This is a genomic window from Veillonella parvula (assembly GCF_036456085.1).
In the GTDB taxonomy this organism is placed as follows: domain Bacteria; phylum Bacillota; class Negativicutes; order Veillonellales; family Veillonellaceae; genus Veillonella; species Veillonella parvula_E.
Map to the genome: position 1 here is coordinate 1,070,487 of NZ_CP138632.1, position 24,033 is coordinate 1,094,519.

The window sequence follows — 24,033 nt, forward strand, 5'->3', positions numbered from 1 at the left end:
TTCTACTACTTAAGATATTACATACCTTACTATCTTAAGAAAACAAAAGTCCTCTGTCAATGGAATTATATAGAATATAGAAATAACAAATAGGAATAGTAACACCAAAATAATAGCCTTTAAAAATAGAAAAAGGATATTTGCTAGGAATGACTGTATAAAACAAAAAGCACTTTATAGTATAAATATATCTCTATCACAAGATAAGAAAATACTATAAAGTGCTTTCATATTAATTTGTACTAACAGGATCATAATCAGCAGGCACAGGAGCAACGATACTTACAAAGATAACATCTTCTGTCCCAGTATTTTTTGCGCCATGACATTCACCCTTTTTAGATACTATAACTTGTCCCTTTGTAAAAGGCACCTCTGTATCAGGCGTTGGATAAAATACCCCCTTACCTTGCAATATAACCCATATATCATCAGAGTTATGATGGTAATGCTTTGGTAAGGTTTGCCCAGGTTTAATAACCCATACTGAGCCACCTGTGGAATCAGTTTGATAAAATGGAGTCCTAACAGCTTTCTCCAAACTTTCAACTTTCACAAGTTCCATGTCAAAAATACGTTGATTACTCATAATGCTCACACCTTTCATCGATTAACAACTAACGAGTACCCGATGCATATTCTCCCATATTAATATCTATAACAGTTCGAACAGGTTGAATTAAGGAGTCCTCATACTGAACCGCCCATTTAATATCTGGATTCATATCTCCATTTTCTAAGCCTGCAATCGTTTGCCCGTCATCAATAGGATTATCGTGCTCAAAGATATAATACAATACACTATACGCATGATTTACAATTTCATCGGGGTTCATACCGTGAAAGTGATACTGCAAATCAGGGTAGAATAAGGTGTTCATACCTATCGTATCAACCATCATGTCATCTGTGCCTTGAATGCTAAAATATCGCACATTTACGGCATAATAAATAAAACGTGTTACAGCTTTATCAGGATGATTTTCAATGGTTTCTCGACTTAAGAACTTACGAGATGGACCAAAGACAACGGCCTTACAGGATGGATATAACTCTAACAACGCATCTACATATTTCACGAGCATATCAGCTCGTTCTTTAGGTTCTAAACCCGAAGCTAACATGTCTGTAGCAAATACTCTATATTGGCACTCATCTAGCAAGTCATCTACATTTGGACAATCCCAAACCTGACTACGTGTAAAATCATCTAGTACAGGTTTGTCGATTTTTTCACAATTCGTCACCATCAAGGTTGGTGAAATATCTGCATCGTTATCCTCGTAATGAACCTTATAATTCTGAGGTGCAAAACCAGCAGATTCAACGCCATAACTAAAGCAATCAACAGGACCTAAATGCTTTGTGAATACCTCTACCATTGTATCTCGATTAGGCATATCACACTGCTTTGGCATTAATAACTCAACGAAAAACAAACCGCCAGGGCGAACAGAATCATCTGTTAAATCTTGTTTAAATACTTGAGTCATACACGCTCTCCTAAATTAAAACATAATGTAAAATATATCTTTCACTTTATAGTATATCAGATGTTTATAAGTATTACAATTACGTAACCACTGTTTCATAAATAATAAATAATCTATATTTCTACTACATGTTAGCGTAATATCGATATACTGTGGCATCACGATTATATAATCTAAAGATAATGACTCATACTCAAGTTCAAACGTCTTATTATTCTCCAAGGTTTGTAGAAATCGCGCATATAAATAATCAATACTTTCAGAATGATTACCAAGTTTGCAATTTCCCATATCAAATAGGTTACGATAGGAAGTGTCCCCTGGTAGCACAGACATCCAATCTAAAGCATATTCTGATACACCGAACACCGTTTTTTCAGGATTAGGTCCATCTAAATCATCCTGTAACCAAGCAGATATTATTTGGTACATATTTAGTGTTTCATATTCGCTTACATCACTATAAAACTCACTTAGCCCCTCTAGGTCAATCTCTAAATTGGCAATACAACGATACATAGAAACTACCTCCTAAAGATCTCCAATCTTCTTATAGTAAAAGTATAACTATATCTATGTACCATTTTTATCTCATTAAGTTTTGACCCTGTATCTAAAATTAACACTAAATCATTTATAACTACAAAAAGACCCTCTCCATAAGTCCGAGAACTATGGAGAGGGTCTTTATATTATCTAATCAGCATAGGATGATGAGCCGATGGCCTACCTGTTACGGTTTCCCTCGAACTCTCAGCACTACTTAATTATAGAGGTTTACGAACCACGTCAAGAATGGAGCCATCGCGGTATTCAACGATTGCCACGATGTCTTCATCTTTGTCAGATACAGGGATATCTTGTGGTTTACCAACTAAGTCAAATGCTAATTGTTGTAATTCTTCAATTGTGAAGATAGGCAAGTTGCTATCTTTGAAACGTTCAATCAAATCAGTACGAGCTGGGTTGATTGCGATACCGTATTCAGTAACAAGTACGTCAACGGAGGAGCCTGGTGTAATTACAGTAGCTACTTTATCACGGATCATTGGTAAGCGGCCGCGGATCAATGGACAAGTAATAACTGTGCATTTAGCACCTGCTGCTGTATCGGAGTGACCGCCGGAAGCGCCCATCAATACACCGTTGGAGTCAGTCATTACGTTTACGTTGAAATCAAGGTCGATTTCAGTAGCACCAAGGAATACTACGTCTAGGTAGTTTGTAGTGCAGTCAGTCCATGGGTTAGCGTACATGGAAGCAGACATTTCGATGTGTGCAGGGTTTTTATCCAAAGATGCTGCTGCAGTAGTATCGAATGTTTGAGTATCGTAAATGGCACGGATTAAGCCTTCTTCAAGCATACCAGTCAAGATACCAGTAGCACCACCGATAGCGAAGCCACCTACTTCACCGCGTTTGCGAAGTTTTTCAGCAATGAATTTCGCTACAGTCAATGGAGCACCACCAGCGCCCAATTGGAATACGAAGCCATCTTTAATGATGCCAGCTTGGTCAAGGAATTCACCAGCTAATTCAGCAATTTTAATTTGGATAGGGTTTTTAGTGAAACCTACCGCACCAGAAGCGATACCTTCTGGATCACCAATGCTTTCAACCTCAACAACATAATCTACATCAGTTTGAGGGATTGCATAGTTGTGTACATAGTCAACCAAGTTATCAGTGATGATAACAGTTGTGTCTGCATAGTGGGAGTCAACTTTAGCATAGCCAAGTGCACCACATGCGGATTTGCCCATACGACCAGTAGCATTACCACGTGGGTCAGCTGTAGGAGCGCCCATGAAAGCTACGTCGATATGAACTTCGCCAGATTCGATAGCACGAGCACGACCACCGTGAGAACGAATCACTACAGGGCGTTTCAATACGCCAGGGTTTTGTGTCAAGAATTTACCAAGACGATCGCGCAAGCCAGATGTTTCAATAGCTGTTACAGTGCCGTCTTGAATCATTTCTACCAAGAACTCATGGCATGGTGACAAAGAAGAAGACGCGATAGTAATATCTTTAATACCTTTTGCTTGTACGCGTTCCATAACCATTTTCATTACATAGTCACCGTTGCGCAAGTGATGATGGAAGGACAAAGTCATGCCATCTTTTACGCCAGCTTTTTCGATTGCTTCATCGATGGAAGCAAGTACTTTATTAGTGCCAACACGGCTCATGTGTACAGGTTTACCTGCACGATGAACTTTAGGTTCAATGGCGAATTCACCTTGATATACTTCGCGACCTTCTAGTGCTGGGATATTTGTTGGGATATCGCGACCTACTTTATTTAACATCGTATTCTGCTCCTTCCTCTAATTCAACTTTAATGCCTGCTGCACGTGCTTTATCAACTACGCGTTGTGCACGAACTACGATAGGACCATCGATCATTTTACCATCTACGGAGATTACGCCTTTATTGTTGCGCAATGCATCTGCATAGCTGTTCAATACCTTAACGGAATGAGCGATTTCTTTTTCGTCAGGAGTGAATACTTCGTGGATAATTTTGATTTGGCTTGGGTGGATACAAGATTTACCATCATAGCCCAAAGCTTTAATGAATTCAACTTCTTCGCGGAAGCCTTGTGGGTCTTTCACGTCGGAGAATACAGTATCGATTACGCGGATACCTGCTTCACGCGCTGCATGAAGGATTGTTTGACGAGCGAACAACAATTCAACAGCTGGTTTATGTTTACCTGTACGAAGGTCTGCACGATAGTCTTCAGCGCCAAGAGCGATAGCAACTACGCGAGGGCCATGGCAGATTTCACGAACATTATATAAGCCGCGGACGGATTCAATAGCCACGATAATATTGATTGTACCTTCCGGCCAACCGTTAGCTTTTTCCACTTCTTCAATCTTCTTCGCTACGATTTCAACTTCGGAAACATCTTCAGTTTTAGGTAAACGAATCATATCAGGTTTAGCTGGAACGATGACATCAAGATCGTCATAGCCATAAGGAGTTTGTGTAGGATGGTTGATACGAACAACTGTTTCTGCACGGAATTTACGGGATTTCAATGCTTCTGCAGTTAAAAGACGAGCTGTGTCTTTTTCTGTAATTGGCACGGAATCTTCGATATCGATCATGATGGAGTCAGCACCGTGAATATCTGCACTGTTAATCATTTTAGGTGTATTACCTGGTACGAACATCATGGAACGAGACAAACGTTTTTTAGCAGCCTCTGTTAATGGGTTTGTTTTAACTTCTGGGAATGTTTTATCGTTAGCCATTATGCTTTGCTCCCCCTTTCCAATGCACCTAATACGCGAGCTTTAATTGTGTAATCCCAAGCATTTTTATCTTGTACGATTACTTTTACGCCATCATAACCAGCTTCTTTCACTGTGTTCAAGATAACGGATTTAATTTGGTCGCCGTATTGGCGGATAACTTTGGATGTTAATTCGATTTCGATACCGCTAGCAATCGGTTCAACCGTTACTAATGCATCATTTTTTTCGTCGAAGCCAGCTTGCGCAGCTTTTACTAATTGTGCCATGTTGCATCCTTTCACTAATAAATATATCAAATGGCAAAGACCAGACGTGTCGCGAATGTCTGGTCCGTGCTGTTAAAACAATAATGATTATAAGATGGTATGATTAGCCAATCATACCGATGAAAGTCCACCAAGGGATACCTACTACGAAGAGTAGAACCCAGCTCAATACTGCTAAAATAGCACCAGCAGTCCACCAATCTTTCAAGTTATTATAACCTGCAGAGTAGATGATTGGACCAGGAGATGCACCGTAGTGAGTTACAAGACCACCAAACGCATTTGTTGCAAGCAATACAAGACCGAACATAACTGGATCTACACCTGATGCCATACCTACAGTTAAGAATACAGGAAGCATGGATGCGATATAGGCAGTACTGGAAGCGAACAAGTAACGAATCACAACACTGATAGCGGACAGAATCAATACAACTACGAGTGGAGATACATCAAGTGCCAAGTTTGCTTGCATGTATGCTGCAAGCCACGCAAAGAATTTAGCTTTTGTTAAAGCAGTGGATAAACCAAGGATAGCACCAAACCAGATGAATGTGTTCCAAACAGCTTTAGTTTGAACCATATCATCCCAAGTAATGATACCAGCAAAGAATACAATAGTCATAGCTACTAAAGCTACTGCTGTTGGACTCAAGTCGAAACCGATGGAAGGCAGTGCCCAACCGATAAGAGCAAGAATAAATACAACAGCCAAGATTTTTTCAGACATTTTCATAGGTCCTAATTTTGCAAGACCGTCAGCAGCTAATTTTTTATTGTCAATTTTTACTGCTTCAGGACGGTCGATCCAGTAACCTACAAGTGGTACGAAGATCAACATTACAAGACCAGGAAGAGCTAAAGCCAAAGCCCATTCAGCCCAAGTCATGTTTAGACCAGTAATTTTAGTAACAAAGTCCAAAGCCAACACGTTAGGAGCCATAGCTGTTAAGAACATGAATGATGTAATTTTTGTTACGAAATAACCATTCATCAAGATAAAGGAACCACCGCGTTTAGCAGTATCACCAGGATAAGAACCGATAGATTCAGCAATGGATAAATTGATTGGATATACGATACCAGCTGCACGTGCTGTATTAGAAGGTGTTGCTGGAGATAATACTAAATCAAGAAGTGCTGTTACATAACCAAGACGTAATACAGTAGAACCGAATGCATTAATCAAATGGTAAGCAACGCGGTGACCAAGACCAGTTTTACCAAATGCAACGCTCAAGGAGAACGCAGCGATAATCATCCACAATGCTGTGGAGCCATAACCTACCAAGATATCTTTTGCATTGTCTAAGAATAATGCAGATGCAGATAATACAGCTAATAAAATAATTTGAATTGGGTATGGTTTTAAAATCAAACCTACGATACCTGCAATGTAGAAGCCTAAGAGGCGCCACGCCGTATCAGTGAGTCCTTCTGGTGGAGTTGTAAACCAGAGGATAACAGGGATTAGCACAATAAGTGCTAGTTTTAAGAATCTTTCCATGTTTATTCCTTTCTTAAAAACATAGGCATATATATCATCCTAACACTACCCCAGAAATTCTTAATACGCGACTATCATCTATTGAACTCTAGGATTTTTTGTCTACACTCATTATAAATGTTTAAAAGAAATATGAATAATAGATTACCTTTATAGGGGTTATAAAAACTTTTATATCTACTATTCATACTTTTTATGCATTTTGAGCATAGTTTTACAGCTCCAAATGAAAAAAATGCATGTATACGTCCCCAAAGGGGGGGTATACATGCACTTACATGGTACTGCCTTTCTCTTTCGAGACACTTTTATTATTATCTATTATATCGAAAAAGTCCAATACTGAAACAGCATGGATAAACAGTTAGAAAGCCTCATAGATATGCTCTATTATGCTTCGTCCTATGCTTTATATTCTCTAAATATACTATTATCTACAACGGTATGTTCCTTGTAATAGTTACGGACATATTCAATAAAGGTTTTAACAACGATTAAATTTTCCGAATCTTTTGTGTATACCATATTGGTATCACGGGTGATATATTCGCCATTTTTACTGCGTAATGGGCTCACATAGATATCTTTATCCTTACAGGATCCAAGTCCCATATAGGTCAAGATAGACCATCCTAGACCTGCGCGCACAAAGTGACGACACGTACTCATAGAATTTACGTCCATCGCCACACTTGGGGGTTCGTCAAAATGTTCTGCACACCAAGTTTCGATAATATTTGCCACCGATGCATCTGTTTGGTATTTAATGAACGGTACCTTTACTAAGGATTCAGGCGGCACTAATTCTTTATATACTAAACAATATGGCTCTGCAAGTAACAGTTCAGACTTACCAGACACGTCATATCCACCACGAGCAAAGGCGACCATACAGTCACCAGTATTAAACATTTTTACCACTTGATGGCTGAAAGCAGTCTTCACTTGAATATGAACATCAGGATATTGTTCGCGGAAAGATCTCAATAAAGCCGGTAGTTCATAATCTGCAAAGTTGATAGATGATGCGATTTTCAAGGTCCCTTGAATCTTGCCAGAAGCGGAGTTCATAGCGTGCTCCAACGCCTCTTGTTCTTGCATCATTCGCTTGCAGTAATCATAGAAAATTTCGCCTTGTGCCGTGAGGGCAATCCCTTCAGCAGTCCGCAACAACAGAGAATGGCCCAAGGCTTTTTCCATATGACGCAACCGATAGCTCAACGCTGGTTGCGATAAAAATAATTTTTCAGCAGCCCTTGTAATATTGCCTTCATCTACAACAGTAACAAAGGTTTGCCATTCTCTATCGTCCATACAAACTCCTTTATTATCGCTTATTACCAAAGATGCGTAATAAGGATAAGAATAAGTTAATGAAATCTAAGTATAGGCTCAAAGCGCCTGTGATTTCAATGCGGTCTAAAATTGTTTCATCCTCCATGAGCGCCACTTGTGTCACATTATTTTTAATGCGGTTCACATCGATAGCTGTAAAGATAGAGAACACTACAACACCTACATAACCTAGAACTAAACTAACAGTATCACTAAAGCCACTGAGTACAGTCCAATTAAAGAAGCGGGCCCCCATCATCACCAAGGATACGATGATCATGCCGAACAATGCCGCCATCACATATGGTGTAAGGGATGATAAATTGCGTTTTGTAGTAGCCCCTACCACGGCAAAGCCAATGAAGAAAGCAAGCGTACCTATTAACGCCGGAATAACAACATCAAACACATTGTATCGCAACGATACCAAAGTCAATGTGAGTCCATTCAAAGCACTATAGAGAAAGAACATACCTCGTAACGTCATTACATTAGCAGAATATGCACGAGCACTAAAAAGGAACACCACACCTAGCTCTACTAATAAGATAATATTAAAATTTTGGTACGCAAAGCGTAACCAATTTGGATTCACTAATGCAGCAAAACCAACACCGATAGTTGTAAGTAAGCCTACAACCATCCACAAGAAAGAGCCTTTTAATCGTTGGGATACGATACTTTCAACCTGTGCAACCTCAGCTGCAGTAGGTCCTGTTACATTATATGGATTCATACTATCCCTCCTTATTTAATTATCACTCATAGAGATTATCGAGCATTTGCAATGCCCGCAAACACCTTGCCACGTTCGCCATCGATTGTCACTTCTTGACCTTCAAGGAGCACTTCGTGGGCATTTTTAGCACCTAAGATAACAGGAATACCATAGGTAATGCCCGCAATAGCACTGTCCGATGTATAACCATCTTCTACTGCGATGATACCGCCAGCACGTTTGGCAATAGCCATCAATTCAGGCTCCATTGTACCTACCACTAGGATATCGCCATCTTTGAAGCTTTCATAATTACCCTTATGATTAGCCGCAATGTACACATTACCTGTAACGGATTTACGTAAAATACCATTGCCAGACAAGAGTACTCGCCCTGCAATGTGAACGCGAATCATGTTTGTAGTTCCGGTTGCACCGGATGGCACACCAGCGGTAACAACTACGAGGTCGCCAGACTCGATGGCACCAATACCAAGCGCACCGGTAATGGCTTGTTTTACCATTTCATCGGAGTTGATGATTTCATGACCTTTAATAGCCTCTACGCCCCAGCATAATTGCATACGGCGAATAGTTTCCTCATGAGGTGTGACAGCGATGATTTTACAATCTGGACGATGACGAGCCACGCTAAGTGCGGTATGGCCAGATTCAGTACATGTCAAAATAGCTGCGGCCCCGAGGTTTTGAGCTACGCGCACGCTAGCCAAGCATACGGCACTTGTAGTAGTCATTTCTTCATCCTCACGAGCACGACTATAGCTATCGTAAATAGCAGCCTTTTCCGTTACTTCTGCAATGCGAGTCATGGTCGCAACAGCTTCTACAGGATAGGAACCATTGGCTGTTTCGCCAGACAACATAATCGCATCGGTACCATCCAAAATAGCGTTGGCTACGTCACTTGCTTCCGCACGTGTTGGGCGTGGATTTTGAATCATAGACTCGAGCATTTGTGTCGCCGTAATAACGGGTTTACCCAAGTTATTGCATTTTTCAATCATCATCTTTTGAAGTACTGGCACTTCTTCTGCCGGAATTTCTACACCGAGATCGCCACGCGCAACCATGAGGCCGTCAGCTACTTCCAAGATTTCATCGATATTTTTAACGCCTTCTGCATTTTCAATTTTCGCGATAATCTTGATATCTTTTTTCTCAGACTCAAGAATGCGGCGAATAGCCACAATGTCTTTACCGCGTTGCATGAAGGATGCGGCCACAAAGTCTACCCCTTGTTGACAGCCAAAGCGCAAATCTGCTTCATCCTGTTCAGATACAGGTGGCAAGCTTAATGCTACACCTGGTACGGCTACACGCTTACGGTTGCCGATTTCCCCGCTATTTTGAACCGTTGTAATGATATTATTGCCTTCGATAGCATCGATGGTAAGTGTTACAAGCCCATCAGCCAAGAGAATTTTATCCCCTACGGACACATCACCTGTAAGACCTTTGTGGTTCACGGAGCTAAGCTCTTTTGTGCCTTCCACCTCATCTGTAGTCAACGTAAATTGTTGACCCGCTTCGAGGAATACCTTGCCCTCTTTAAATAGACCGAGACGCACCTCAGGGCCTTTTGTGTCGAGCAATAATGCGATTGGTTTATTCACAATCATCGCTGCATCGCGCACCATTTGCATGCGTTCTGCCTGCTCTTCATGGGATCCGTGAGAGAAGTTAAAACGAGCTACGTTCATGCCCGCCCGCATCATATCTTCTAAGATACCAAATTTATCCGTTCCCGGACCTACAGTACATACGATCTTTGTACGTTTCATCTTTCCTCCTATGAAAGCACCTCCAAGATTGGATCTTTCATTTCTTATTATATCAATGTTGGTGAAAGCTATCTGTGCTCCACGCAACATATGTCTTTCTACACCATTTATATACTTATTGTATCAAGTATATGCTTATTACATATTGCACCTATATATGCTCATTACATGTCGCACATACTTGCGTTAACATTATATGTTTACTGTACCTCTACGGAGCCCTCGCCTAGAATAGATTCAATAGCCCTAATGGATTCATCACTAGGGTCAAAGCACATATTTGGGGGCAGATTAATCCGTTTTCGTTGACGGTGTAAATATAATGACGTTGGCACGGAGCCAGCGGTATTAGTCAATACACGTTTTAAGGCTTCGCTATTTTCTAGCGTATCATATTGGCTATAAATGTGGATTGCCACCTGTTTTGCCTGGCTATAGTTTACCTTTAGCGGCGTAATACGGTCTGCAATGATTTGCACGCCCTTTTCATCCGCATCAACACGACCTTTTACCTTAACAATCATATCGACCGCAAGGAATTGCTGGCTTTGACTAAAGACCTTAGGGAATGCCACTACGTTAGCCGCACCAGAATAATCTTCGATGCGAAGAATGGACATAACCTCATTACGCTTTGTCATGCGGTCCGATTTATTTTCGATGAGACCGCCAAAGGTAATGGTTTGACCATCGTATTGCTCTGGATTTTCTACGAGAGCGCCCAGTTCAAAGAGCCCTTCCAATTCTTTCGCATATCCTTGCAATGGATGCCCCGTAATGTAAAAGCCAGTATATTCCTTTTCATCCTTTAATTTATCGTCTTCTGATAAATCCTCTACATTGGGAACAGGGATGAAATCGACAGCTTCTTCCATATCGCCAAAGAGGTTCATGGTACCCATAGCAGCATCTTTTTGCTCTTTAGCACCAACGGCTTGTGCGCTTTCATACATATGCAACAATTGGTTACGATTTTCCTTGAAACCATCCATGGCGCCGCAGCGAATGAGACTTTCAAGCAATCGTTTATTAACGACCTTGTTGTCCACCCGTTTGCAAAAGTCCACGATATCCGTATACAGACCGTGCTCATTGCGCTCACGAATCAAGCGATCGATGGCATTATCCCCTACGTTCTTGATACCGCCAAGGCCGAAACGAATAGCGTCGTCTTGTACGGCGAAGCTACGCTCAGAATAGTTAATATCTGGGCCCAACACCTTAACATTGTGCTTCTTGCAGGCATTGATGTAATAAGTCAATTTCTGCATATTCTGCATGAAACTAGTCATGGTTGCCGCCATGAATTCAGGGAAATAGTGGGCTTTCAAATACGCCGTTTGGTACGCAATATACGCATACGCCGCACTATGTGATTTATTAAAGCCATAGCCTGCAAAGTATACAAGCAAGTCGAATACTTCGTTCGCCACGGATTCTTCTATACCATTGTTAATGGAGCCTTGAATAAAGGACTCCCGCTGTGCCTTTAGAACAGATTCCTTTTTCTTACCCATGGCACGGCGCATCAAATCCGCTTGACCAAGGGAGAATCCCCCCATGGCGGAAGCAATCTGCATAACCTGTTCTTGGTATAAGATTACCCCGAAGGTATCTTTCAATATAGGTTCCAAAATTGGATGTAAGTAGGTAACCTCTTTTTTACCATGACGACGGTCGATAAAATCCGCCACCATACCAGAACCAAGTGGACCTGGACGATACAAAGCTACCAACGGAATCAAGTCCTCAAAATGCTCAGGCTTAAGATCCATAACAAGCTTCGTAATACCTTCTGACTCAAGCTGGAATACACCAGAGGTGTCGCCCTTTGTGAGGAGGTCGCAAGCCGCCTTATCATCGAGTGGGATAGCATCTAAGTCGAGGTCAATGCCGCGGTTAGCCTTGATAAGCTTTAAGGCATCCCCCATAACCGTCAAGGTACGGAGGCCCAAGAAGTCCATCTTTAAGAGGCCTAATTCCTCGATATTATCCTTATCGTACTGCGTTACAAAGCCTTCATCGTTGGCATTTTGTACCGGTACATGGTCATCTAAAGGATCCGCAGAAATTACGACGCCCGCCGCATGAGTGGACGAATTGCGTGCAATTCCTTCTAACTTTTTACCGAAATCAAACAGTTCTTTTACATTTGAATCAGATTCATACAAATCCTTTAAGTCCTTGCCTTGTAGTGCCTTATCTAAGGTAATACCCAATTCGTTGGGAATAATCTTAGCAATGCGGTTCACTTCGGCTAGTGGTAAATCGAGCACGCGACCTACGTCACGAATAACGGCACGTGCTGCCTCTGTACCAAAGGTAATAATCTGAGATACGCGAGCTTGACCGTATTTTCTCGTTACATATTCGATGGCTTGACCACGCTTTTCATAGCAGAAGTCAATATCGATATCGGGCATGCTTACCCGCTCTGGATTTAAGAACCGTTCAAAGAGCAAATCGTATTTCAATGGATCAAGACCGGTAATACCCAATAGGTAGGCTACTACAGAACCTGCCGCAGAACCACGGCCAGGGCCGACTAAGATATCATGCTCACGGGCATAGCGCACATAATCCCATACGATGAGGAAGTAGTCCTCAAAGCCCATGGTGCCAATAACATCTAACTCGTAGTCGAGACGTTTTTGTAATTCTTCAGAGGTCTCCCCATAAAGGCGTGGAATTTCTCGTTCACAAACCTTACGTAAATACGTTTTAGAGGTTTCCCCTTCTGGCACATCAAAGTGCGGCAAGTGATGTTCATCAAAATTAAACTCTACATTACAGCGGTCTGCAATTTTTAAGGTGTTTTCAATGGCCCCCGGAATATGTCCAAATAGCTCTGCCATTTCATCCCCAGACTTGAGATAGAACTCATCATTTGGGAATTTTAAGCGGTCTACCTCAGCACGGCGACGACCTGTAGAAATACATACCTTTATATCTTGCGCGTCTGCATCCTCTTTTAAGACATAGTGGAAATCATTAGACGCTACAATGCCAAGACCATATTCCTTGCTGAGCTTAATGAGCTCCTCTTGGGCCTTAGCCTCCTCTGGCAAACCATGATTTTGAATTTCTAAGAAAAAATTATCCTTGCCGTATGTCTCGATATACCATTCGATGGAGCGTTTAGCGCCTTCCATATTGTCTTGCAAGATATACTGAGGGATCTCCCCTTGAATACACGCACTAAGCGCAATTATGCCTTTACTATATTGGCGCAATAAATCGCGGTCTGCACGAGGACGATACAACATACCTTCCGTAGATGCTTTAGACACAATTTTAACAAGATTACGATACCCTTCCATGGTCTCAGCTAATAGGATGAGATGTTTTAATCGTTCACGGCTGCGACCTTCGGGACGATCGAATCGGCTATGTTCCGTTACATACACTTCACAACCGATGATAGGCTTAACGCCTTGAGCCATACATTCTTTGTAGAAATAAATGGCTGCGTACATATTGCCGTGATCTGTAATGGCAAGGGCGGGCTGATTTAGCTCCTTCGCACGACGTACCATGTCAGGCAAACGACTGATGCCGTCAAGCAAACTAAACTCTGTATGACTATGTAAATGTACAAATGGCTGCATGGTACACCTCCTTTAAGGGCGATGAGCAAAATACACGTTCAATGACTTCTTACGAGCCTTCCAATCTGGCAAAAACTGTGCCACGAGATTGTGAAAGTTCTTGGAATGGTCTAAATATTTAAAATGAGCAAACTCATGAACCATAACGTACTCAATATACGCCTGTGGCCCCTCTAATAAGCGGGTATTCATCTTGATGAGCTGCTTCGATGGCGTACAAGAACCCCAACGGCTCTTCATGCGCTGCTGTTTTATAGTTGGCATAGGTACATCAATACCTTGCTTGTGAAAGCGCTGATACACGACCTTCGCCCAGTGGACAAAGACCTTCTCCCCTAAATTACGCCAATAACTTTGCATTAATTTATGTTTAGCGTCAAAGGTCGTACCCTGAGGTACAACCATGGTAAGAATGGCTTTCCCGTCAAAGCCTATGTGAGGCTTTCCATCCTGCTCAACTAAGCGCAACGTAACTGGAATGCCGAGGATGGATAAACTTTCACCATTCACATACTGCAACGCATCGACGCGCTTGGCATTCAATGCATCAATCTTGTAACGAGCCCGCTCAATGAAGGACATATTCTCGATGACAAACTTGTCCACCCTATAATCCGGCACATACCCATTCGCCGACACATGGATCACACCATCCTTTGTAATGCGCATGTTCATGTTCTTCACACGCTTGATGGTTAACTCATATTCAATTGTGTCACCATTATAGGTAATAGACCTAGTTGTTGAAGTATTCATACCTTTTATTTTATCATAAAACACTCATAAAATCGTAAAATTCTGGTGATTTTAATAGAATTACTTAGATTTTAATCAATACTGATTTTTATTAGTTTTTAGTATAAAAATGACACCTATACCAATCTCTTATGAAAGGTATAGATGTCATTAAAATAAGCTTATAACATTTAACACTAAATATTATTAAGGATAGAAGTTAATAAAGGTTAATCCCAAAATTAAAAATAATCATAAGTATAGAACCAACTCAACAATCTTCTAGAATCTATAATCCCAAGTCTATAAACTTCCCTGAAACTTTAATCTGCCAGAACATCCCTTTAGTGGCTTTTAAATCAATGCCTGTTTCTAACTTGTCAGAACTCACATCATAAAATGGTAATAATACCTGTAATGATGCTAATTTTGCCTTCATAGTAATTAAATCTTTACTTAATTGCCCTGATATATTAGTATCAGCTATCTCTTGTAAATTGGAAATACATGCTTGAAGATCTTCATTCTGAATACGTTCACACGTATATATTTCAGACAAATAGGTCTGTTTAATACAACTTAAGATTGATTCAGAAATAAATTCAGGTTTTTGTAAGACTTCATATAATCCTAACAAAAACAACGCCCAAAATATATCCTCTACATAATCGGTAAAGAAATAGATACCGAGCTTCTCTTCATCATGTGTAGAAATCTTTAACGCTTCAGATAAAGTATTACCCTCTAACTCCCGTTCTATTAAAGCAATCCAACTACTGCATTCAATATCATCTAACATATCATTTAATGGTGGTATAGGAATCCTACGAGCCATCCACTCATCAACATCCTCTAAACTCATCCCATCTCCAATAATATTTAACAATTTATTGGACAGATGTGCTTTTCTGCACATTAATCGAATTAACATACTAAATATGTAATATTCTAGAATGGTCAAATCAATATAATTTCGTCTATATGCCTTAACAGCACCTAATATAAAGACCACTAAAAATGTATCTAAACTTTTTTTATTTTTAAAATAAATCATAGTTATACCTCTGTCCACTAATTTATTCTAGCTTTCGATTTACCGATTTATTATTAATCCTTTTTATCTTTGGATTAAATATTTGACCATTTTTATTTTGGAAATAATGGATTTCTATATCATTTCCATTAATATCTTTCCCATGGTCATATATTTTTTTCCAATCGCCCCCTACATCTTCTTTTAATTGTTTACCGAGACCATCCTCATTTTTTATATTTAATTTATCTTTTTGGTAACTCTTAAAACCTTTAGGTAATGACTTTAACTCCTTCAAGGATTTATAAACCTTCTTAATTCGATCATTTACAGTATATAATCCACTAGATAAATTGCTATTAGACTTATTATCATTCTTATTTTTATTATTAGAGTTCCTATTGAGATTATCTAAATTTTTCTTAGAATTTTCTTCCGATATAGATTTAGCCTTACTCTTATCCGGATATTTATTTACAAAATGAATCCCATCAGGTAATGGACTTCCAGATTTAATTTCATCTATTGTAACTGACGATTCCGGACTCAATCGTTCGTCTGCATAGTGCAGTGCAACTGTTGTGGAAATTGTTTTCCCTGTTAACGTTGATTGAAAAGAATTAGTATGAGTATTAAATACCAAATTATCATTTGGATTATCTACAAATATTGCATCACCTTCAGTATGTGTTGAATGTACAACCTGGCCTGTTGCTATATTTTGCAATCTAGAAAACGGAGAATTGCCATCAGTACCAATATCTACCCAATTATCTGTACCATCAGGACCAATAACACGCCCTGTGAATATAGTTGCCCCCGTTGTGCTTATGCCTCTAAAATATCGGCGACCAAGACTATCATATTCACCGGTGTCTTTATATGTATTTCCATCTGCTGCATGATATACATTAATAGACTGAAATCCAGTATCTAAATTATAATTTTCTTGAACCCGTAATGAAGTGCCAGGATAAGATACGGTTATAGCCCATGGACCACTATAAACTGGAGCCGCTCCAGTTTCAATAGAGCTATCATCAACACGCTCCATCAATGTTCCACCTGATTCAACACCAGAAGTTATTTTGCCTCTATAAAATGCACTGCCAGGAATATTAGCCATTGTACTTTCATCAAAAGTAGTAGGCTCGCCCGAACCAGTTACAAGTGGAGTACTTACTAAATTCCCAGCAATTAAAGCTGGTGATGCATTCTTTGCTAGGCCATAAACACCTTTACCAACTGAAGCTAAAGAGGCTATAGTATTTGAGACTCCTGGATTCCAAACAAGATCCTCATTCCATTTTGTAGCATAAGATGCTGATGCCGCACCACTATTACTTGATTCACCACTTACTTTATTAACAACCCCGCCTACGGCAGCACTCAACCATTGTGCTACAGCTGGATCATGTTTAGCCACTTTATTAATTTCACTGATTAACATCTCATTAGTCATAGTAGCTTTAAACCCACTACCAGGTGAATTACCAGCCATACGCGCTGCTACTTCACCTATGATGCCATGTGCAATAGATTTAGCGATTTTGCCATCTTTCGTTGTTGGTTGCCAGTTGTGTAGTTGTTCAAATGCATTTTTAGAGAAAAGACGTGCTAATTCTTGACGTTCTTCAATTTTCTTTTTATCGAAAATCTTATCTAATTGATGCAACGTATTTTCGGTATTCGTATTGATGGTTTTAGTATCAATTTCTTTACCATCTACAGTTAGTATACCATCAGAGATAGCAGATTGAGTAGTAGAGCTTGCTTTACCTTTAGATCCTATGCCTAAGTTTGGAACTAGACCGATATTGTTATAAATCTTATCATAGCCTTTTTTATCGCTGGTCTTCATCTCTTCGAGTTTCTTTTTACTGCCATAGTAGTTATATCCAATACCATTGTTGCTATATGTATATTCGGCTTCGTTCTTGATATCTTTCATCTCTAGAGATTTTGTAGTCAGTTTATTCTTAGTTTTTGGAGCGTTACTTTTAATTAGAGCACCTTCTAATGTAGTACTGTTACCTACATTAATGTCATAACCATCTTCTCCAGCATAAATGCCAGCTTGTTCTGTTACGCTTTTCCATTTGCTATCGATTCTTCCTACGCTAGCATTTATACTGCCAGTTGGATCCTTAAATGTTGGTTTAGATGATACGGAGAAGCCCGCAGATTTACTATGTTCTTTAAAGTTATCTACATCTTGCAAGCTTTGAATATGTAAATCACGACCTGTATCTACTTCTACCTTTTTACCCGCTACAGCAGAGCCAATAATATTCGTATCTCGTTTAGCCTTAAGTTGTGCTAATTCAGCAGCTTTAATTTTTGTTGGTACATAACTTTCTTGGTGAGTATCTCCATTTTGTCGTGCCATATGAGCACTCGCATTAATATCGAGAAGGCCACCACCAGTTAAACTGATACTCGCTCCTGCACTCCAGCCAGAACTCTTATAATCATTTTTCACATCTACTGTATTCTTACCAGCCTTTATATTAATATCGCTAGCGCTAGCCAGACTAATGGATTGAGCAGATACGCTTTCACCAGTAAGAGTAACACCATTTTTTTTAGCATCACGAGCCGTCAAATGAACATCACCGTCACTAATAACAGTACCACCTTTATAAGTTGCAGTATCTACTGTTTGACCTTGTTTCTGTGATGTACTACCAATTGATACAGATAAATTAACAGCATTATCAATATTTTTAGGACCTCGTTTAGCTTTACCATTTACTTTTTCAACTTTACCAGTCACTGCATCTCGTATTTTGGCTCCATGTAAAGCACTATCTACAGCTTCATATCCGTCTTGTAACTGTTTACGAGCTTCATTAAGTTCAAGAGCTACTAAACGTTTGTCATCACGGCCACCGGCTTGTTTAATAGTTCGCGTTGCATTCGTTACACTATCAGCTATAGCACCACCTAATGCCACTGTTAAGCCGGACTTTTTATAGCGATCATCATGTGTCATATGTTGCGTATCAGTATTACCGTCAAGGGTCACTGCAGCGCCCTCAATTGTAGTACCGATTTTACTTACTACATCGGCACTAGTAAGATGTACCGTATCATTTGCCGTAATATTAACATTGCCCTTAGTACTAGCAATAGTATTACGTACGGTTTTCTCTTCACGATTGGTATCATCTATATTTCGTTTTTCTGTACCAATAGTAAATCCGATACCACTTCCCATTAAACCTGAAGTTTTATGACGATATGTACTCGTCTCTTTCGTTACATTCTTATCCGCACCGAGTTCGACCTTACCAGCGGCCGTCACTTGAACGCTTTGTTCCCCCATCAGTTTAGCGGATTGTCCTGTCACATCATGACCAGATTTAATCACAACGTCTTTGCCACTCACAACAGAACCTGTTACAGCCGTCACTTGTGCCACACTAGTTGCATCTGTACGTTCTCGTTTAACTAAACTTTTCTTCCTATCTTTATACACATGGTCAACGGTACTTGTTGCCGATGCCGTATCAAGTTTTACATTCTGACCTTCCACCTGTACCTTATCAGCTGCCAAAATTTCACTACCACTAAGTGCTACATCAGCATTAGCAGCCACAGTTACATTGTTACCTTCCACACTGCTACCTACAGATGTCGCTTCATTCACTACATCATGTGTTTCTGTAGTCTGAGAATGACCACCACCGGATTTTCCTTTGTCATAGCGATGTTCTTCTAATTCATGATTCGCTGTCATAGACTGCATGTTTACCTGACGTCCAGCTACTAGAGTAACATCCTTATCGGAAGTCACTTTACCACCCTGCATAGCAACATCACGACCTGCTGTAACTACAGCATTACCTTTCGCCGTAATTTGACCTCGATCTACAGCGGTTACGGTCTCACGGCGGCTATTGGCACTATTCCATACAACCTTATTATTGCTAGCTTCATACTTGACGCCGTTATTGATAATATCACGATCTGCCGCCACGATAAGTTTTCCTTTTTCATCGGTTTGCTTAATCGTACCGCCCTCATTTATCACATCATTCTTAGCATATACAGTTGTACGGTCACGGCCTTCTATCGTGCCTTGTGTATTACGAACATCGGTATCCGCCACCACTTTTGTTGTGCGACCTTTAATCAGTCCGTTATCATTATGTATCGTATTACCATGTACAGTTATCGCATCATCCGCCACTATGCTACCGCGATTATGCATCGTACCCACTTGCAAATTAATCGATTGAGCCTGCATATTCGCTGCGCCCTCAACACGCTGTGTGGTTGGCGCCAAATATAATGTCGGTACGAGTAAGGTTTCAGTCTTACCGTTCGGCAATACTACCGGTTGACTGACAAGCATCACCACATCTTCCGTTAATTGCTGTTGCTCCGCCTCAGTTAATCCTTGTCCAAGCGTCATGGATTTAGACTTCATTATAGTGAGGCCTGCATCCATTAGTTTTCGATACTGCTCTTCTTCTGTCAATCCCGCCTGTAGTCTACTTTTACCTGTTTGGCGTAAAATAGCCTGCATTACCAATTGTTGTTCGTAGTAACCATCTCCTAATCGTTTTTGAGTACGCATAGGGTTCAGTTGTAAACGATTGATAACATAATCAGAGGATAAAAAAGTTCTTCGATTGGTAAAATTCGGATCCGTTTCCATCGCATAGGATGTATTTGGATTTGTAGATAACTGACTCATAGACGTCAATACTGACGTATCTACCGTAGCACCTGTTGTACTATTAGCTACATGACTGCCATAAACAGTTAACGGTATATCTATCGGTTGCACTACATCATTATGATACTCCGCCTCACGAATATTTGTGGAATCCCATCCATGATGTTTATGGCGACTATAACCAGTAGCAGTTCCATTCTCACTAATATATTCATTTCCTTTCGGATTAAGCGCTTCATAATGGCCGATTTTACCAACCAAAGTACCCGTTGCACTGATTTGGCTAGCATCATTAGTCACAAGGTCCGCTTCGATCTGTAAGTTACCACCCGAAATAATACGCCCTGGTTTGGAAGTATCCACTACTTCTTTTACTCGTGTACGATCATATTCATATTTCGTCCAGCTATCATGATGCTCTCCATTAATAGACAATTGTAAATTTTCAGAAGAGTGAACTACAACCTTATCTTGTGGAATTGGATCATCATGATCATAAATACGTTCCTCAGATAGCTGATATCGTTTGATACTGCCTGCCGGTGCCACTTCATTTTTAATATGCTCCGTAGTTCCTGTAGTAGCCCGTTTCAACGTAATACCACCATTTTTATTAGCAATGGATTTTGCAAAAATCACTCCCTGCTGACCGGCCTCGATAGTAGCCGCCACATTAGTCAACGCATCCATCTTGCCGGCTATAGCGCCGTTATAATCCATCGTCTTTCCTAGTTGTAGTACGCCTTCAGACTTCAGCACACTACCATTCGTATTTTTTATTGTATTAGTAGCTACTGCTAAATTATTACGCGTGATGAGTACTGGTGCATCTTTCGTAACAACATTACCGGTTTGTGTGAAAGTATCTGCTGAAATACGTGCCGAATCAGCATACAATTTAGCCTTACCGACTTGTGTAAAGCCTTTTGCACTAATGCTTATATCCGGTGCCACCACAGTGCCACTATTTTGTACCTTGCCGGTACTGTCTACAGAAATATGATTTTGTGCGGAAAGAATCCCTTTATTATTCACCCCAAAACCATCATTGGTTCCTACTAAGTACATACTATTCGCATACATACCACCGATTTGAGATACATCCAGACCTACTTGCTCTGAGTTACCGGTCTTCGTAACATTAGTTACCTTACCACCACCATCGACAGATACTGTGTTTTTACCAGTTACAACATGGCTTTCATCAGCCCATACCTTTCCGTTGAGCTGTACCGCTTCCGCCAAAATATCTGTACGTGATGTACGCGATGTATCGAGCCCTTGTCCCGATACCGTCACAGTACCTTGTTTCACATCATATCCAGAAATTTTTCCATCAGTAATAATAGGATTACCTGTTGTTAATGTAGCTGCACTGGTATTAATAAATGTCCCATTATTAACAGCAATCCCATTTGGATTAGCAATGATAACATGTGCCTTACGACCTGCTACCTCTAAGGCACCATTCATAGCAGTCGCACCCGTTCCAGTTACTTCATTTAAAATCGTCTTAGCTGCAGCACCTCTCAAGTTAGGATTACCCATCACATAGCCAGCTAGTTCTGTAGATACAGGTCTCCTTGAGTTATTTAGAATAACCCCTTTGTCATCTACATTAAACATATCATATTGATTGTGAGATAACCCATTAGCATTCGGTTTATTAATATTGACAATGGGCGTCCCATTAGGGGCTTCATCCATAGTTGGACCCATTTTTCCTTGATTCGGTACAATAGATTGTGCCACTGCTAGCGGAATCCACGGTCCAGAATTTGTAACTAATAAGGCTGCACACAATGCGGTTGCTGTATACTGTTTAATTTTCATTATTCTTTCCTTATACTCTCTCATTTAATAACACACATTTTTAATTAAAACTGATAACTGGATCTGAAAGCCCATACACTTGTATCAGTAGTAAAACCGTCCGGCTTTTTAAGTGGAGTGCCTAATGACACTTCATAGCGAAATGCATCACCGATATTCCCACGAACACCGATAACCCCACCTACTAAGGTATTACCAATTTGTGTCGCTGTGGACGGCCCCCATACATGACCTATATCTATACCTATATACGGAGTTATTCGTTGTCGTCTAAATGGTAAGGCCCATTCATTTTGAATGTAGTAACCAGAGTCACCACGAAGTGTTTCTTCCCCACTGAAGCCACGTACGGAATAGCGTCCACCTATACTAAATTGATCAGTTCCAAACAATCGTTGATTTGTAAATTGGCTTCTAAAGCGCATCGTATACACACCTTGTTTATGACCGATACGTACACCGCTTTGCACTTCGCCCTCAAGTCCTGCCATTTTATATAACGTAGTCGGATTATCTGCCACGCCTTCCCAACTACGTACCGTAGCACCTAGGCCTCGTATGCCTTGACGATAAAAGAGGTATATATCAGACATGGTATTCCCACTATATTGACGATGGGATAATCCTAGTTCCAATGCTGTGGTATGTTGCTCTTGTACACCGATTTCTATATCATCAATGTAACTATGGCGTGTTTTATGAATCACCTTAGCGACAGCAGCGGTCTTGGAGCGACTCGTCCGATTCAAAACCTGCTCTACAGAAAACTCAATCCCCCGAGTATTCCCAGAAGAACGGAATGCTTCTGGCATAAATACCAATTGATGATAACTATATTGATACATGGATAAGCGATACATTCGATTTCCATCAGGTACGGCATAATTTATGGCATACTGCTTTGATCCATGTCCATCACCATGATGACCCATATCCTTCGTTATACTAGCCGATAAAGTATCATTAAGCCCTGCCAACTGACTAAATGATACATACATAGTACCTTGGTATTTCCCTGTCGATTCGTAACCTGCATTGTCTAAAATCAACGACCCATGCACAAAGCCTTTTTGTTCTACCATTAGTTTCACAATAGAGTGAAGTGGCTTTGTACCCGGCTCGATGCTAAGCTTTACATCTTGTTCCGGTACATTTCGCATCTGGTCTATACCTTGCTCTAATGCTTGTCGACGCAGTACATATCCGGGACGAACAGGAAACGCACTTCGCCAATTTGTGCGAGCTTTCGGATTTGTAAGAACAATATCTTCCACATAGCCCGGTAAAATCTCAAAAGTAAGTGTACCCGATTGTAAATCCTGATTCGGAACTACCACTTGACTCGTTACATATCCATCGGCAAGAATTTGCTCTTGTAATTGCTTTTGCAGTACAGCAATCCCCTCTGCCCCAATGTTGTTATGATTATATATTTTCAGTTGATTCCTATACTTCTTAAAGACCGGTTCTGATGACGTAATCACAATCTGATCAATTGGAAATGACACTGCGTCTTGTGGCAATGCATCCATAGGTGCGCCATTTAAATTGTCATAACTTGATTCTGAACGCGACAAAGCGGCCCTTGCCATCGGTGCCTCCGCGCGTTGACGCAAAGAAGCATCGGCTCGAGCCGCTTCTTGTTGAATAAATGAGGAAGGTACATCCGCTGCCAAAGTTGTCGTTGCACACATAACGCCAACTAAGCCCACACAACCGGCAGCGATTGATACTACTTTCATA

15 protein-coding genes are annotated in these 24,033 nt (G+C 40.5%); all 15 read right to left on the reverse strand.

All coding sequences use genetic code 11. The features are described 5' to 3' along the window. Nucleotides 1-232: 232 nt before the first annotated feature. The 15 genes from PK1910_RS05060 to PK1910_RS05130 all read right to left on the reverse strand — a co-directional run bounded on the left by PK1910_RS05060 (nt 233) and on the right by PK1910_RS05130 (nt 24,032). On the reverse strand, nt 233-589 hold the full coding sequence (locus tag PK1910_RS05060) for a cupin domain-containing protein (protein WP_058948382.1): 357 nt from the start codon (nt 587-589) through the stop codon (nt 233-235). A 28-nt stretch (nt 590-617) separates the two neighbouring features. Continuing rightward, the gene (locus PK1910_RS05065; protein WP_024062095.1) at nt 618-1,493 is read right to left on the reverse strand and encodes a DUF4261 domain-containing protein; all 876 of its coding nucleotides are present in this window, start codon (nt 1,491-1,493) and stop codon (nt 618-620) included. A gap of 15 nt (nt 1,494-1,508) precedes the next feature. Next, the gene (locus PK1910_RS05070) at nt 1,509-2,012 is read right to left on the reverse strand and encodes a hypothetical protein (RefSeq protein ID WP_058948048.1); all 504 of its coding nucleotides are present in this window, start codon (nt 2,010-2,012) and stop codon (nt 1,509-1,511) included. Between the two features lie 248 nt (nt 2,013-2,260). Further along, complete coding sequence (gene citF, locus PK1910_RS05075) at nt 2,261-3,808, reverse strand: citrate lyase subunit alpha (protein WP_058948049.1); 1,548 nt, start codon at nt 3,806-3,808, stop codon at nt 2,261-2,263. Continuing rightward, nucleotides 3,798-4,763, reverse strand: coding sequence for an HpcH/HpaI aldolase/citrate lyase family protein (locus PK1910_RS05080; RefSeq protein ID WP_004695279.1), 966 nt, complete (start codon nt 4,761-4,763; stop codon nt 3,798-3,800). Before PK1910_RS05080 ends, citF begins: the two co-directional genes overlap by 11 nt. Further along, a complete protein-coding gene (citD, locus tag PK1910_RS05085) occupies nt 4,763-5,032 on the reverse strand; it encodes a citrate lyase acyl carrier protein (RefSeq protein WP_004696923.1) in 270 nt (89 codons plus the stop codon). Before citD ends, PK1910_RS05080 begins: the two co-directional genes overlap by 1 nt. Before the next feature lie 103 nt (nt 5,033-5,135). Beyond that, nucleotides 5,136-6,539 carry a DASS family sodium-coupled anion symporter gene (locus PK1910_RS05090; RefSeq protein ID WP_004695275.1) on the reverse strand — a complete coding sequence of 468 codons (1,404 nt, stop codon included), beginning with the start codon at nt 6,537-6,539 and terminating at the stop codon, nt 5,136-5,138. 402 nt (nt 6,540-6,941) lie between these two features. After that, nucleotides 6,942-7,853: a LysR family transcriptional regulator gene (locus tag PK1910_RS05095; RefSeq protein ID WP_058948050.1), complete on the reverse strand. Its 912-nt coding sequence runs from the start codon at nt 7,851-7,853 to the stop codon at nt 6,942-6,944. A gap of 13 nt (nt 7,854-7,866) precedes the next feature. Next, nucleotides 7,867-8,610: a Bax inhibitor-1/YccA family protein gene (locus PK1910_RS05100; protein ID WP_004695271.1), complete on the reverse strand. Its 744-nt coding sequence runs from the start codon at nt 8,608-8,610 to the stop codon at nt 7,867-7,869. A gap of 35 nt (nt 8,611-8,645) precedes the next feature. Continuing rightward, nucleotides 8,646-10,394, reverse strand: coding sequence for a pyruvate kinase (pyk, locus tag PK1910_RS05105; protein ID WP_058948051.1), 1,749 nt, complete (start codon nt 10,392-10,394; stop codon nt 8,646-8,648). Nucleotides 10,395-10,594: 200 nt separating this feature from the next. Then, nucleotides 10,595-14,002 carry a DNA polymerase III subunit alpha gene (locus tag PK1910_RS05110; protein WP_058948052.1) on the reverse strand — a complete coding sequence of 1,136 codons (3,408 nt, stop codon included), beginning with the start codon at nt 14,000-14,002 and terminating at the stop codon, nt 10,595-10,597. A gap of 12 nt (nt 14,003-14,014) precedes the next feature. Next, nucleotides 14,015-14,782, reverse strand: a complete 768-nt coding sequence (locus PK1910_RS05115) for a M48 family metallopeptidase (protein WP_058948053.1) — start codon at nt 14,780-14,782, stop codon at nt 14,015-14,017. Between the two features lie 244 nt (nt 14,783-15,026). After that, nucleotides 15,027-15,791, reverse strand: coding sequence for a DUF3969 family protein (locus PK1910_RS05120; RefSeq protein ID WP_058948054.1), 765 nt, complete (start codon nt 15,789-15,791; stop codon nt 15,027-15,029). Nucleotides 15,792-15,813: 22 nt separating this feature from the next. Continuing rightward, nucleotides 15,814-22,290, reverse strand: a complete 6,477-nt coding sequence (locus tag PK1910_RS05125; RefSeq protein WP_287511608.1) for a two-partner secretion domain-containing protein — start codon at nt 22,288-22,290, stop codon at nt 15,814-15,816. A 44-nt stretch (nt 22,291-22,334) separates the two neighbouring features. After that, complete coding sequence (locus PK1910_RS05130; RefSeq protein WP_058948055.1) at nt 22,335-24,032, reverse strand: ShlB/FhaC/HecB family hemolysin secretion/activation protein; 1,698 nt, start codon at nt 24,030-24,032, stop codon at nt 22,335-22,337. Between the last annotated feature and the right edge of the window lies 1 nt (nt 24,033).

Coding starts and splice junctions, on each gene's coding strand:
- PK1910_RS05060 (WP_058948382.1), bottom strand. CDS start 589: ATGAGTAATCAACGTATTTTTGACATGGAACTTGTGAAAGTTGAAAGT.
- PK1910_RS05065 (WP_024062095.1), bottom strand. CDS start 1,493: ATGACTCAAGTATTTAAACAAGATTTAACAGATGATTCTGTTCGCCCT.
- PK1910_RS05070 (WP_058948048.1), bottom strand. CDS start 2,012: ATGTATCGTTGTATTGCCAATTTAGAGATTGACCTAGAGGGGCTAAGT.
- citF (WP_058948049.1), bottom strand. CDS start 3,808: ATGTTAAATAAAGTAGGTCGCGATATCCCAACAAATATCCCAGCACTA.
- PK1910_RS05080 (WP_004695279.1), bottom strand. CDS start 4,763: ATGGCTAACGATAAAACATTCCCAGAAGTTAAAACAAACCCATTAACA.
- citD (WP_004696923.1), bottom strand. CDS start 5,032: ATGGCACAATTAGTAAAAGCTGCGCAAGCTGGCTTCGACGAAAAAAAT.
- PK1910_RS05090 (WP_004695275.1), bottom strand. CDS start 6,539: ATGGAAAGATTCTTAAAACTAGCACTTATTGTGCTAATCCCTGTTATC.
- PK1910_RS05095 (WP_058948050.1), bottom strand. CDS start 7,853: ATGGACGATAGAGAATGGCAAACCTTTGTTACTGTTGTAGATGAAGGC.
- PK1910_RS05100 (WP_004695271.1), bottom strand. CDS start 8,610: ATGAATCCATATAATGTAACAGGACCTACTGCAGCTGAGGTTGCACAG.
- pyk (WP_058948051.1), bottom strand. CDS start 10,394: ATGAAACGTACAAAGATCGTATGTACTGTAGGTCCGGGAACGGATAAA.
- PK1910_RS05110 (WP_058948052.1), bottom strand. CDS start 14,002: ATGCAGCCATTTGTACATTTACATAGTCATACAGAGTTTAGTTTGCTT.
- PK1910_RS05120 (WP_058948054.1), bottom strand. CDS start 15,791: ATGATTTATTTTAAAAATAAAAAAAGTTTAGATACATTTTTAGTGGTC.
- PK1910_RS05125 (WP_287511608.1), bottom strand. CDS start 22,290: ATGAAAATTAAACAGTATACAGCAACCGCATTGTGTGCAGCCTTATTA.
- PK1910_RS05130 (WP_058948055.1), bottom strand. CDS start 24,032: ATGAAAGTAGTATCAATCGCTGCCGGTTGTGTGGGCTTAGTTGGCGTT.